Annotated in this window: 15 protein-coding genes; 13 read left to right on the plus strand and 2 right to left on the minus strand. The window is 56.3% G+C overall.

Translation table 11 applies throughout. The features are described 5' to 3' along the window. Positions 1–163: 163 nt before the first annotated feature. Entirely contained in the window at positions 164–1,129 is a 966-nt protein-coding gene (locus V1572_RS22290; RefSeq protein WP_021242367.1) for a TerC family protein, read from the plus strand. 255 nt (positions 1,130–1,384) lie between these two features. Then, on the plus strand, positions 1,385–2,626 hold the full coding sequence (sstT, locus tag V1572_RS22295; RefSeq protein ID WP_048028904.1) for a serine/threonine transporter SstT: 1,242 nt from the start codon (positions 1,385–1,387) through the stop codon (positions 2,624–2,626). A gap of 86 nt (positions 2,627–2,712) precedes the next feature. Here sstT and V1572_RS22300 read toward each other — a convergent pair whose 3' ends face one another. Both V1572_RS22300 and uxaC read right to left on the minus strand, forming a co-directional pair. Next, entirely contained in the window at positions 2,713–4,200 is a 1,488-nt protein-coding gene (locus tag V1572_RS22300; protein ID WP_048028903.1) for a UxaA family hydrolase, read from the minus strand. A gap of 17 nt (positions 4,201–4,217) precedes the next feature. Further along, positions 4,218–5,630, minus strand: a complete 1,413-nt coding sequence (gene uxaC, locus V1572_RS22305; protein WP_063622497.1) for a glucuronate isomerase — start codon at positions 5,628–5,630, stop codon at positions 4,218–4,220. Between the two features lie 476 nt (positions 5,631–6,106). On the opposite strand from uxaC, the gene V1572_RS22310 reads away from it, so the two are divergent. The 11 genes from V1572_RS22310 to V1572_RS22360 all read left to right on the plus strand — a co-directional run bounded on the left by V1572_RS22310 (position 6,107) and on the right by V1572_RS22360 (position 13,473). Beyond that, on the plus strand, positions 6,107–7,405 hold the full coding sequence (locus V1572_RS22310; RefSeq protein ID WP_045910065.1) for an MFS transporter: 1,299 nt from the start codon (positions 6,107–6,109) through the stop codon (positions 7,403–7,405). A gap of 183 nt (positions 7,406–7,588) precedes the next feature. Further along, entirely contained in the window at positions 7,589–8,365 is a 777-nt protein-coding gene (gene exuR / locus V1572_RS22315; protein ID WP_023615584.1) for a transcriptional regulator ExuR, read from the plus strand. Between the two features lie 344 nt (positions 8,366–8,709). Beyond that, positions 8,710–9,372 carry a DedA family general envelope maintenance protein YqjA gene (gene yqjA, locus V1572_RS22320; protein WP_023309289.1) on the plus strand — a complete coding sequence of 221 codons (663 nt, stop codon included), beginning with the start codon at positions 8,710–8,712 and terminating at the stop codon, positions 9,370–9,372. 2 nt (positions 9,373–9,374) lie between these two features. Continuing rightward, on the plus strand, positions 9,375–9,758 hold the full coding sequence (mzrA, locus tag V1572_RS22325) for an EnvZ/OmpR regulon moderator MzrA (RefSeq protein ID WP_045910066.1): 384 nt from the start codon (positions 9,375–9,377) through the stop codon (positions 9,756–9,758). Between the two features lie 143 nt (positions 9,759–9,901). After that, positions 9,902–10,270 (plus strand): DUF1090 domain-containing protein, encoded by a 369-nt coding sequence (locus V1572_RS22330; protein WP_395299610.1) that lies wholly within the window; start codon positions 9,902–9,904, stop codon positions 10,268–10,270. Between the two features lie 29 nt (positions 10,271–10,299). Then, entirely contained in the window at positions 10,300–10,605 is a 306-nt protein-coding gene (locus V1572_RS22335) for a YqjD family protein (RefSeq protein WP_008503141.1), read from the plus strand. A 1-nt stretch (position 10,606) separates the two neighbouring features. Then, positions 10,607–11,005 carry a phage holin family protein gene (locus V1572_RS22340; protein ID WP_014885329.1) on the plus strand — a complete coding sequence of 133 codons (399 nt, stop codon included), beginning with the start codon at positions 10,607–10,609 and terminating at the stop codon, positions 11,003–11,005. Beyond that, positions 11,002–11,298 carry a YqjK-like family protein gene (locus V1572_RS22345; protein ID WP_248260455.1) on the plus strand — a complete coding sequence of 99 codons (297 nt, stop codon included), beginning with the start codon at positions 11,002–11,004 and terminating at the stop codon, positions 11,296–11,298. Before V1572_RS22340 ends, V1572_RS22345 begins: the two co-directional genes overlap by 4 nt. 252 nt (positions 11,299–11,550) lie before the next feature. After that, positions 11,551–11,943, plus strand: coding sequence for a DoxX family protein (locus V1572_RS22350; protein ID WP_023309292.1), 393 nt, complete (start codon positions 11,551–11,553; stop codon positions 11,941–11,943). Between the two features lie 71 nt (positions 11,944–12,014). Next, positions 12,015–13,001, plus strand: coding sequence for a glutathione S-transferase family protein (locus tag V1572_RS22355; protein WP_045910067.1), 987 nt, complete (start codon positions 12,015–12,017; stop codon positions 12,999–13,001). A gap of 106 nt (positions 13,002–13,107) precedes the next feature. Beyond that, entirely contained in the window at positions 13,108–13,473 is a 366-nt protein-coding gene (locus V1572_RS22360) for a DUF805 domain-containing protein (protein WP_023615581.1), read from the plus strand. Positions 13,474–13,480: the final 7 nt, after the last annotated feature.

The raw sequence follows: 13,480 nt of genomic DNA on the forward strand, positions 1-13,480 counted from the left end.
GTGGATCGTCATTACGATGCGTGCAATACCGCATCCGGTCGCCGGGCAACCCTCGTGGTTGTAAGTGAGACCTTGCCGGAAGGCGAGGTCTATGCATAAAAAGCTAACGGCTATCGTCTTCTGACCATGGCCGTTTTTGTTTTTTATGTGTAAGGAAAATAGTATGCATTCTGTCGGCACTCCCATGTTGTGGGGCGGATTCGCGGTTGTCGTGCTCATCATGCTGGCGATCGACCTCTTTTTACAGGGGCGTCGCGGCGCGCACGGCATGACCATGAAACAGGCTGCGGCCTGGTCGCTGGTGTGGGTTACCCTCTCCCTGCTGTTCTGTGCCGCCTTCTGGTGGTATCTGGCCTCGACCGAAGGCCGCGCGGTGGCCGATCCTCAGGCCCTCGCCTTCCTCACTGGCTATCTGATTGAAAAAGCCCTGGCGGTCGATAACGTCTTTGTCTGGCTGATGCTGTTCAGCTATTTCGCCGTGCCTGCGGCCCTGCAGCGCCGCGTGCTGGTCTACGGCGTGCTGGGCGCGATTATCCTGCGTACCATCATGATTTTCGCCGGCAGCTGGCTGATTACTCAGTTCGAATGGCTGCTGTACGTCTTCGGCGCGTTCCTGCTGTTCACCGGGGTCAAAATGGCGCTGGCGAAAGAGGACGGCTCTGCGATAGGCGATCGCCCGCTGGTGAAGTGGATCCGCGGCCATCTGCGCATGACCGACAAGATCGAGAGCGAGCACTTCTTCGTACGCAAGAACGGCCTGCTGTTTGCCACCCCGCTGCTGCTGGTGCTGATCCTGGTTGAGCTGAGCGACGTGATTTTCGCCGTGGACAGCATTCCGGCCATTTTTGCGGTGACCACCGACCCGTTCATCGTCCTGACCTCTAACCTGTTCGCCATCCTCGGCCTGCGCGCCATGTACTTCCTGCTGGCAGGCGCGGCGGAGCGCTTCTCAATGCTGAAGTACGGCCTGTCGGTGATCCTGGTGTTTATCGGTATCAAAATGCTGATCGTCGATTTCTACCATATCCCGATCGCCATTTCGCTCGGCGTGGTGTTTGGCATTCTGATCGTGACGCTGATTATCAATACCTGGGTTAACCGCCAGCACGATAAGAAGCAGCAGGCTTAGTGCGTTTTGCCCGGTGGCGCTGCGCTTACCGGGCCTACAACGACACCTCGTGGGCCGGGTAAGCGCAACGCCACCCGGCACTTTCGTTAATTAATAGTTAAAAAACATGACGCAACACGTAAAATCCAGCATTTTACGCTTCCCTCCGCAGACGCTTTCCCTATACTCGACCAGGCAAACATTTACTTACATCCGGACATAAATGTGACTAAGAGCACATCCGGGATGGAACGCAATTTCACTTAAGGAACACTCATGACGACAACCTCATCGGGCCTGCTTGCGCGCCTGTCGCGCGGCAGCCTTGTTAAGCAAATACTGGTTGGACTGGTGCTCGGCGTCGCGCTGGCACTGATCTCAAAACCTGCCGCCGAGGCCACTGGCCTGCTCGGCACACTGTTCGTCGGCGCACTAAAAGCGGTCGCGCCGGTTCTGGTTTTGACGCTGGTGATGGCCTCAATCGCCAACCACCAGCAGGGGCAGAAAACCAATATTCGCCCGATTCTGTGGATGTATCTGCTGGGGACGTTCTCGGCTGCGCTGACGGCGGTTGTCGTGAGCTTTATCTTCCCGTCCACGCTGCAACTGACCACCGGCGCGACCGACATTACGCCGCCCGCGGGTATTGTTGAGGTGATGCACGGCCTGCTGATGAGCATTGTCGCCAACCCGATCCATGCGCTGATTAACGCGAACTACATCGGGATTCTGGTATGGGCCGTCGGTCTGGGCTTCGCTCTGCGCCACAGCAACGACACGACCAAAAACCTGGTTAACGATCTTTCTCACGCCGTAACCTTTATCGTGACGGTGGTCATCCGCTTTGCGCCGATTGGTATTTTTGGCCTCGTGGCATCCACCCTGGCAACCACCGGTTTCGGCGCGCTGTGGGGCTATGCGCAGCTGCTGCTGGTGCTGATTGGCTGTATGGCCGTCGTGGCTCTGGTGATTAATCCGCTGCTGGTGTTTCTGCAGACCCGTCGTAATCCGTACCCGCTGGTGCTGATGTGCCTGCGCGAAAGCGGCGTGACCGCCTTCTTCACCCGCAGCTCGGCGGCAAATATTCCGGTCAACATGTCCCTGTGTGAGAAGCTGAATCTGGACCGCGATACCTACTCCGTATCCATTCCGCTGGGTGCGACCGTCAATATGGCGGGAGCGGCCATCACCATCACGGTGCTGACGCTGGCCGCGGTGCATACGCTGGGTATTCCGGTGGATCTGCCAACTGCGCTGCTGCTGAGCGTGGTGGCATCGCTGTGTGCCTGCGGCGCATCCGGCGTGGCGGGCGGCTCCCTGCTGCTGATCCCGCTGGCATGTAATATGTTCGGCATCCCGAACGAGATCGCCATGCAGGTGGTTGCGGTAGGCTTTATCATCGGCGTGCTGCAGGATTCCTGCGAAACCGCGATCAACTCCTCCACCGACGTGATGTTTACCGCCGCCGTGTGCCAGGCGGAAGACGCGCGTTTAGCGAAGAACGCCCTGCGCAGTTAAAAAGAAAAGCCCGGTGGCGGCTACGCCTTACCGGGCCTACAGGGTTCAGTAGGTCGGGTAAGCGCCAGCGCCACCCGACAAAGTACTTAAAGCGTCACACCGCTCTTAAAGATCGCCAGCTCGCGGAAATCGTTCTTCTCGTTGCAGGTCTGCCTGCCGTTGGCAAATTCCACAATCGCGTCCACGAATTCCGTCAGCAGCTGCGGCATCGCCTTGCCGTGGATAAGCTGCCCGGCATCAAAGTCAATCCAGTGTTTTTTCTTCGCCGCCAGCTCGCTGTTGGTGGCGATTTTCACCGTCGGCACAAAACCGCCGTACGGCGTGCCGCGACCGGTGCTGAACAGCACCATATGGCAGCCAGCTCCCGCCAGCGCGCTGGTGGCGACAGCATCGTTACCCGGCGCGCTCAGCAGGTTCAGACCGTGCGTTTTCAGGCGCTCGCCGTAACGCAGAACGTCAACCACCTGGCTCGCACCCGCTTTCTGGGTGCAGCCGAGAGATTTCTCTTCCAGCGTGGTGATCCCACCCGCTTTGTTACCCGGAGACGGGTTCTCATAAATGGGCTGATTGTGGGCAATGAAGTACTGTTTGAAGTCGTTCACCATGGTGACGGTTTTTTCAAACGTCTCCTCGTCGCGGCAGTGGCTCATCAGAATACGTTCCGCGCCGAACATCTCCGGCACCTCGGTCAACACCGTCGTGCCGCCGTTAGCGATCACATAGTCCGAGAAGCGACCCAGCATCGGGTTGGCGGTGATACCGGACAGGCCGTCAGACCCGCCGCACTCCAGCCCAAACTTCAGCTCGCTCAGTTTGCCCGGCTCGCGCTTGTCATGGCGCATCACGTTATACAGCTGGTGAAGCTGTTCAACGCCCGCCTCCACTTCGTCATCCTGGTGCTGACACACCATAAAATGCACGCGCTCAGGGTCAAACTCGCCCAGCGTGTCGCGGAAGGCATCAACCTGGTTGTTCTCGCAGCCCAGGCCAATCACCAGCACCGCGCCCGCGTTCGGGTGACGCACCATGTTTTGCAGCATGGTGCGGGTGTTAATGTGGTCATCCCCCAACTGGGAGCAGCCGTAGGTGTGGCTGAACAGATGCACGCCGTCGGTGCCTTCGGCATTGTTGGTCTCTTTCAGGAAGCGCGTCTGGATCTGACGCGCAATCCCGTTCACGCAGCCGACGGTCGGGAGGATCCACAGCTCGTTGCGGATCCCCACGTCGCCGCTGGCGCGGCGGTAGATCTGCACGTCACGATCCGCCGCCTGCTCTTGTGCCCCAGGTAAATCAGGTTGATAGCTGTACTCGTCCAGATCGCTCAGATTGGTGCGGGTATTATGGGAATGAAGATGTTCACCCGGCACGATATCCGCCAGCGCATGCCCAATCGGAAGACCGTACTTAATGACGTTGTCCCCTTTCGCGAGAGGCTTCACGGCAAACTTGTGTCCGCGTGCAATCGCCTGACGCAGGGTGACGCTCTGGTTATCAACGGTCACCACGTCGCCTTCAGCGAGATCCGTCAGCGCGACGGCCACGTTATCCAGCGAATGGATTTTGATGTATTGCATATCAACCTCAAACGGCCTTAGTTCAGTTCAATGCCGAAGTAGTCACGCGCATTGTTAAAGCAGATGTTTCTCACCATGTCGCCCAGCAGCTGGATATCCGCCGGCGCTTCGCCTGCGTGCACCCAGCGGCCAATCATCTGGCACAGAATGCGGCGGAAATATTCATGACGGGTATAGGACAGGAAGCTGCGGCTGTCGGTCAGCATGCCGACAAAGCGGCTCAACAGACCAAGCTGCGCCAGCTGCGTCATCTGACGCTCCATGCCGTCTTTCTGATCGTTGAACCACCAGCCGGAACCGAACTGCATCTTGCCCGGCATCCCTTCGCCCTGGAAGTTGCCCACCATCGTGCCCAGCACTTCGTTATCGCGCGGGTTCAGGCAGTAGAGAATGGTTTTCGGCAGCAGGTTTTGCTCATTCTGTTTGCTCAGCAGTTTTGACAGCTCTTCCGCCAGCGGACGGTCGTTGATGGAGTCAAAGCCCACGTCCGCACCAATCAGTTTGAACTGGCGCTGGTTGTTATTGCGCAGCGCACCGATGTGGTACTGCTGTACCCAGCCGCGACGTGCGTATTCCGCGCCGAGGAACACCAGTACCGCCGTTTTGAACTGCGCCACTTCGTGCTCGCTAAGCGATTCACCGGACAGGCGACGCGCCAGAATGCTGTCCAGCTCGGCCTCGTTTGATTCCGCGAACAGCACGACGTCCAGCGCGTGGTCAGAGACTTTACAGCCGTGCGCCGCGAAGTGATCCAGACGTTTGGTCAGCGCGGCTTGTAGATCGGCGAAACGACGGATGTCGGTATCGGACACTTCCGCCAGCTTCGCCATGTAGTCGTTAAACGTGGCCTGCTCAATGTTGAAGGCTTTGTCCGGGCGCCAGCTTGGCAGCACTTTGATATCAAAGGAAGTGTCTTTGGCGACAACGGCATGATGCTCCAGGGAGTCGATCGGGTCGTCGGTGGTGCCCACCATCTTCACGTTCATCTGCTTCATGATGCCGCGCGCGGAGAAGTTCTCCTCAGCCAGCAGCGCATTGCACCGCTCCCAGATTTCATCAGCGGTCGTTGGGGAGAGCAGTTTGCCGGTGATGCCAAACGGGCGACGCAGCTCAAGGTGCGTCCAGTGGTAGAGCGGGTTACCGATGGTGTGCGGGACGGTCGCCGCCCAGGCATCAAACTTCTCGCGGTCGGTGGCGTCACCGGTACACAGGCGTTCCGCCACACCGTTGGTGCGCATGGCGCGCCATTTGTAGTGGTCACCCTTCAGCCAGATATCATACAGGTTTTTGAAACGATAATTTTCGGCAACCTGCTGCGGCGGCAGATGGCAGTGGTAGTCGAAAATTGGCTGGTCTTTTGCGTAGTCGTGGTACAGGCGGCGAGCAAATTCGGTATCTAACAGAAAATCGTCGGTCATAAACGGCGTCATTATCGTCTTCCTCATTACGGGAGCGTCAGAAAGCGTATGTTCATATGCTGCAAAGTTATCACACCAATTTCCAGCCACCGAAGCTTTTTTCGTGAGTGAGATCAATAAACGCTAACAAATAAATTACCCACTAAGGCGTAAACCCTTCTACAGGCCGCGCCATTACTGGCTTTGCGCGCAGCGATTAATGTCCCTACAAAGAATCATACATTTGTGATGTCACTCACCTTTTAAAGTTGTATGACAAGTTATCTTTTCGCCGTCGCAAACGCTAAGCCGACGGAATGCATTACCGGTGTGAGAGGCATCGGGTTTAACGGTACGGATACCGACTTATGCACGCTTACTTATGGCAAGGTTCGGGCCGTTCCGGGACATGCTTCCGGCTACGCCCCTCCCGTTACACAACGGCTCCCGGAAACGGTTGAGAAGTTGCCGTGCTCTGGCGCGGACATAACATAACGATGAGGTTTTAGATGCGTAAAATTAAAGGGTTACGTTGGTATATGATCGCACTGGTGACGTTAGGCACCGTGCTGGGCTACCTGACACGTAACACCGTGGCAGCCGCAGCGCCGACGTTAATGGAAGAGCTGCATATCTCCACACAGCAATACTCCTACATCATTGCCGCCTATTCCGCGGCGTATACCATCATGCAGCCAGTTGCAGGCTATGTGCTGGATATCCTCGGTACCAAAATCGGTTATGCCTTCTTCGCCATCGCCTGGGCGGTGTTCTGCGGAGCCACCGCGCTGGCGGGAAGCTGGGGCGGCCTGGCGCTGGCGCGCGGTGCGGTCGGTGCGGCAGAAGCTGCGATGATCCCGGCGGGCCTGAAAGCCAGCTCCGAGTGGTTCCCGGCAAAAGAGCGCTCTATCGCTGTTGGCTACTTCAACGTGGGCTCGTCCATCGGGGCAATGATTGCGCCACCGCTGGTGGTGTGGGCTATTGTGATGCACAGCTGGCAGATGGCCTTCATCATCTCCGGCGTGCTGAGCTTCGCCTGGGCAATCGCGTGGCTGGTTTTCTATAAGCACCCACGCGATCAGAAAAAACTTTCCGAAGAAGAACGCGAGTACATCATTGGTGGTCAGGAAGCACAGCATCAGACCAACAACGGCAAGAAAATGACCGTCTGGCAGATCCTGGGCACCCGTCAGTTCTGGGGTATCGCCCTGCCGCGCTTCCTGGCAGAACCGGCCTGGGGGACCTTTAACGCGTGGATCCCGCTGTTCATGTTTAAAGTCTACGGCTTTAACCTGAAAGAGATCGCGATGTTCGCCTGGATGCCCATGCTGTTCGCTGACCTGGGCTGTATCGTGGGCGGCTACCTGCCACCGCTGTTCCAGCGCTGGTTTGGGGTGAACCTGATTGTTTCCCGTAAGATGGTAGTCACCATGGGCGCCCTGCTGATGATTGGCCCGGGCATGATCGGCCTGTTCACCAGCCCGTACGTCGCGATTGCCCTGCTGTGCATCGGGGGCTTTGCGCACCAGTCCCTGTCCGGCGCGCTGATTACGCTCTCGTCTGACGTCTTTGGTCGTAACGAAGTGGCCACCGCCAACGGCCTGACCGGGATGGCCGCCTGGACCGCGAGTACGATGTTTGCGCTGGTCGTCGGCGCGCTGGCAGATACCATCGGCTTCAGCCCGCTGTTCGCCGTGTTGGCTATCTTCGACCTGCTGGGCGCGGTGGTGATCTGGACGGTGCTTAAGAGCAAATCGGCAGAGGAGTTGGCGAAAGAGTCGCTCGGGAAACCGGCGACGCAGAGTTAGCAACCATTTTCCCGCCGGGTGGCGCTACGCTTACCCGGCCGACAAAACCCGTAGGCCCGTGCAAGCGAAGCGCCGCCGGGCATTTAAAGGCCGCTCAGTAGCGGCTTTTTTAATGGCAAATCTGGAGAGTGGCACGCAAAAGTGGTATAACAAATCATCTGCCGTACCCTGCCTGGAGCGCATATGGAAATCACCGAACCACGTCGTTTATATCAACAACTTGCTGCGGAGCTGAAAGATCGCATCGAGCAAGGGGTCTATCTTGTCGGTGATAAACTGCCCGCCGAGCGCTTCATCGCGGATGAAAAAAGCGTCAGCCGCACCGTGGTGCGCGAAGCGATCATCATGCTGGAAGTGGAAGGCTACGTTGAGGTACGTAAAGGCTCCGGCATTCACGTCATTTCCAATCTGCCGAAACACTCGCCCGTCGCGGACGAAAGTCTGGAATTTGCCAGCTATGGTCCGTTTGAGCTGCTCCAGGCTCGCCAGCTGATTGAAAGCAACATTGCCGAATTTGCGGCGACGCAGGTGACCAAGCAGGACATCATGAAGCTGATGGAAATCCAGGAGAATGCCCGGAAGGAAAAATGTTTCCGCGATTCAGAGTGGGATCTGCAGTTCCACGTCCAGGTCGCCCTGGCAACCCAGAATACGGCGCTGGCGGCAATCGTTGAGAAAATGTGGACTCAGCGCGTTCACAACCCGTACTGGAAAAAACTGCACGACCATATCGATTCCCGTACCGTCGACAACTGGTGTGACGATCACGACCAAATCCTTAAGGCGCTGATTCGTAAAGATCCGCATGCCGCTAAACTGGCGATGTGGCAGCACCTGGAGAACACCAAGCAGATGCTGTTCAATGAAACCAGTGACGACTTCGAATTTAACGCTGACCGCTATCTTTTCGCCGATAATCCCGTTGTTCATCTCGATACGGCCCCCAGTGCCGCAAAATAGATGACCTTCCCGCTGGCAGGCGCCTCGCTGCGCCTTCTGGCTTCAGTGGGTAAGCAAAACATATATAGTGTCAGCCTTTGTAAATCCCCTCGCTCACTTCCTGGGCTTACGCCAAAATCAACTCACGCCTGCAAATTCTGTGACGCAGAACGTTGGGCTTTGTTACAATTGGATTCACTTCGTTATTTTGTAAGTTAGTGCTTGCTAACCAGCCAATTAACAGGGAACCGTGTTGGCCACACCGCAATGTGTCCGCGAGCGACCATAATGAAATCACAACAATGTCGCCGTGCTGTTTGCCCCGGATAACAGGCGTGACGTTAACCGATTTCCAGGAACACTGAATGGAACTTTTGACCCAACTACTGCATGCCCTCTGGGCGCAGGACTTTGAAACGCTGGCCAACCCTTCCATGATTGGCATGCTCTATTTCGTCTTGTTTATGATCCTGTTCCTTGAGAACGGTTTGCTGCCTGCAGCCTTCCTGCCCGGTGACAGTTTGCTGGTGCTCGTCGGCGTGCTGTGTGCCAAAGGGGCGATGGCGTTTCCGCACACCATTTTATTACTGACCGTCGCGGCCAGCCTCGGCTGCTGGGTGAGTTACATACAGGGAAGATGGCTGGGCAATACCCGGATCGTCCAGAACTGGCTCTCGCACCTGCCTGCACATTATCATCAGCGGGCGCACCACCTTTTCCATAAGCACGGGCTTTCCGCCCTGCTGATTGGCCGCTTTATCGCGTTTGTACGTACCCTGTTGCCGACCATTGCCGGTCTGTCGGGGCTGAGTAGCGCGCGCTTCCAGTTCTTTAACTGGATGAGCGGTCTGTTATGGGTGCTTATTCTGACAACGCTCGGCTATGCCCTGGGTAAAACGCCGGTCTTTATGAAATATGAAGACCAGCTGATGTCCTGCCTGATGCTGCTGCCCGTTGTGCTGCTGGTCTTCGGCCTGATCGGCTCTCTGGTCGTGCTGTGGAAAAAGAAATACGGAGCCAGAGGCTAACGATGGCTATCTCACCGCTCGCCCTCCGCCGTTTTGCCTGTGCCGTGATGACGCTGGTGGTGCTTAGCGCCATGCTGCTGGTATGGAGCGCGCTTTCGCACCAGGAATCCACGCTGGCCATTCGCCCGGTGAACCAGGGTGCCAGCGTGCCTGACGGTTTTTCTGTCTGGCATCATCTGGATGCGAACGGGATACGTTTTAAGAGCATCACCCCTCAGGACGATGTTTTACTGATCAAGTTTGATTCCCGTGCGCAAAGTGCCGCCGCAAAAGTGGTTCTCGACCGTACGCTGCCGCAAGGGTATATCATTGCTCAGCAGGAAGATGACAGCCAGCCAGCAGCCTGGCTGTCGCTGATTCGCGATACGTCGCATCGATTTGGATAATTACCAGGATTCCGAATCTTTTCACTCACTTTGGTGAATCCCCCGTTTACTTACTATGCTTAAGTACGCGGAGCACCCCTCGACTGTACTCCGCATAACTTTGGATAGCGGCTTACGCCGCAACACAATGGAAGGTTTCGATAATGAAATTCCGCATGACTCTGGCTCTGGCCTTTTTTTCTTTAAGCACAGCATCCTTCGCCAATTCTCTCTGTCAGGAGAAAGAACAGGATATTCAGCGTGAGATCGGTTATGCCGAAAAGCATAACAATCAGCACCGTGTTGATGGTCTCAAAAAAGCGCTGAGCGAAGTGAAAGCGAACTGTTCAGACAGCAAGCTTCGTGCCGACCACCAGAAGAAAATCGCTGAACAGAAGGACGAGATAGCCGAGCGCCGTCGCGACCTGCAGGAAGCGAAAGAGAAAGGGGATGCGGAAAAAATTGCTAAGCGCGAGAAGAAGTTGAAAGAAGCGCAGGACGACCTGAAAGCGCTGGAAGCTCGCGATTATTGAGTTAACGGAAATCTCAACAGGAGAGAATCATGTCAAAAGATACGACGTCTGAACATCTGCGCGCTGAACTGAAATCCCTGGCCGATACCCTTGAAGAGGTGCTGAACTCCTCTGCTGACAAGTCAAAAGAAGAGGTCAGCAAGCTGCGCAGCAAAGCGGAGCAGGCGCTCAAGGAGAGCCGCTATCGCCTGGGTGAAACCGGTGATGCACTGGCAAAACAGACCCGCGAAGCGGCCGCGCGTGCGGACGAATACGTGCGTGATAATCCATGGACAGGCGTAGGGATTGGTGCCGCAGTCGGTGTGGTACTGGGTGTCCTGCTGACGCGTCGTTGATATGGAAGATCCTCGTCACGCACAAGGGCCTGCTAACAACGTCCTCGGCATCGGCCAGCGTATTTTAACGACGCTGGTCGGGATTGCCGAAACGCGCGTCCGGCTGGCAGTGGTCGAGCTGGAAGAGGAGAAAGCCAACCTCTTCCAGATGCTGCTGATGCTCGGACTTACCATGCTCTTCGCCGCGTTTGGTCTGATGAGCCTGATGGTGTTAATCATCTGGGCCATTGACCCGCAGTATCGTCTTAACGCGATGATTGCCACCACCGTCGTTCTGCTGGTCGCCGCGTTGATTGGCGGTATCTGGACGCTGCGGAAAGCGCGTAAATCCACGTTCCTGCGTCATACGCGTCAGGAGCTGGCTAACGATCGCGCCCTGCTGGAGGATGACAAGCCGTGAGCGGTAAAGCCGAACGTCAAAAGCGAAAAGCGTACCTGCTAAGCCAGATCCAGCAGCAACGGCTGGATCTGTCGGCGAGCCGCCGCGACTGGATTGACGCGACGCGACGGTTTGACCGGGGCTGGAACACCTTCCTGAGCCTGCGTTCATGGGCGCTGGTCGGCAGCAGCGTGATGGCTATCTGGACGGTTCGTCATCCAAATATACTGATCCGCTGGGCGCGCCGTGGATTTGGTGCCTGGAGCGCCTGGCGTCTGGTGAAAGCCACGATTCGTCAGCAGCAGTTGCGGTAGCCTTCTCGCCGGGTGGCGGCTACGCTTACCCAGCCTACTTGCACGCGTAGGCCGGGTAAGCGCAGCGCCTCCCGGCAAAATTTTCTCCCCCTCCCTTACTCAATATCTTTGAAGAAGATTGACAGTTTTCCTTGCTAACAATCGCCCACCGTCACGTTTATGATGCTCTCCATCGACAGCAACGACGCGGTATCTACCCGGAATTGCAGACAAATAACGTTCAGCCGCTGATGTGGTTTCCTGGAGAGTAAAATGAAAAAATTAGAAGATGTTGGTGTACTGGTAGCGCGTATTCTGATGCCAATTCTGTTCATCGTGGCAGGTTGGGGAAAAATCACCGGTTATGCAGGCACCCAGCAGTATATGGAAGCCATGGGCGTTCCGGGGTTCCTGTTGCCACTGACCATTCTTCTTGAGTTCGGCGGCGGCCTGGCAGTCCTGTTCGGCTTCCTGACCCGCACCACCGCGCTGTTTACTGCAGGCTTCACCGTGCTGACGGCGTTCATCTTCCACAGCAACTTTGCGGAAGGCGTGAACTCTCTGATGTTCATGAAAAACCTGACCATCGCGGGTGGCTTCCTTCTGCTGGCCGTTACTGGCCCGGGCGCATACAGCATCGACCGCGTTCTGAATAAGAAATGGTAAGCACGCTATACTGAATAAACACAAAGCGAGGAGACATCTCCTCGCTTTTGCTATCTGACGGAGGAGAAAAAATGGGACAACTCGTAGACGGCGTCTGGCAGGATGTCTGGTATGACACCAAATCCACCGGAGGTCGCTTTAAGCGCTCTGTTTCGGCCTTCCGTAACTGGCTGACCGCCGACGGTGCGCCGGGCCCAAGCGGCGAAGGCGGCTTCGCGGCTGAGAAAGATCGTTATCATCTTTATGTTTCCCTCGCCTGCCCGTGGGCCCACCGCACGCTGATCGTGCGCAAGCTGAAAGGTCTCGAATCCTTCATTCCGGTTTCCGTCGTTAACCCGCTGATGCTGGAAAACGGCTGGACGTTTGACAGTGATTTCCCTGCGGCAACCGGCGACGAACTGTATCACCACGATTTCCTATACCAGCTCTATTTGCGCGCCGATCCGCATTACACCGGTCGCGTGACCGTGCCGGTGCTGTGGGACAAGAAAAACCAGACGATTGTCAGCAATGAGTCTGCGGAAATCATCCGCATGTTCAATACCGCATTTGATGCCCACGGCGCCCGTGCCGGGGATTACTACCCGGTTGAACTGCGCGATAAGATTGATGAGCTGAACAGCTGGATTTACGACAACGTCAACAACGGTGTCTATAAGGCCGGCTTTGCCACCAGCCAGGAAGCGTATGACGAAGCGGTTGGGAAGGTGTTTGAATCACTGGAACGCCTGGAACAGATCCTGGGCCAGCATCGCTACCTGACGGGCGATCGCCTGACGGAAGCGGACATTCGCCTGTGGACCACGCTGGTTCGCTTTGATCCGGTCTATGTCACCCACTTTAAGTGCGATAAACACCGCATCAGCGACTACCTGAACCTGTATGGTTTCCTGCGCGACATCTACCAGATGCCGGGTATCGCGGAGACGGTCGACTTCGACCATATTCGCACCCACTATTTCCGCAGCCACAAGACCATCAACCCGACGGGCATTATCTCCATCGGCCCGTGGCAGGACCTGGATGAACCGCACGGGCGCGACGTGCGTTTTGGATAAATATTAAGGGCATCACCAGATGCCCTTTTTTAATTCACAATCTCCATCTATCCTTACCTCGATCGCTTAGAAAACAAGTGATTGACTGACTAATGAGGCAAGGAAAATGGACTGGTATTTAAAAGTACTGCGCAACTACATTGGATTTGGTGGCCGCGCCCGCCGCAAAGAGTACTGGATGTTTGTTCTGGTGAACTTCGTCCTGATTATGGTTCTGGGCATCGTGGATAAAATTCTCGGCTGGGAGCGGGCTGGCGGTGAAGGCGTACTGACCACCATCTATGGCCTGTTAGTCCTGCTGCCATCATGGGCGGTACTGTTCCGTCGGCTGCACGATACCGATCGTTCGGCGTGGTGGTTACTGCTGCTGCTGATTCCGATCGTGGGCTGGATCGTGATTTTGATCTTCAACTGTCAGAGTGGGACGCCGGGCGAAAACCGCTTTGGTCCGGATCCTAAGATCGGCGCATAAAAAAAGC

Source organism: Enterobacter quasiroggenkampii (genome assembly GCF_043972695.1).
GTDB lineage: Bacteria > Pseudomonadota > Gammaproteobacteria > Enterobacterales > Enterobacteriaceae > Enterobacter > Enterobacter quasiroggenkampii.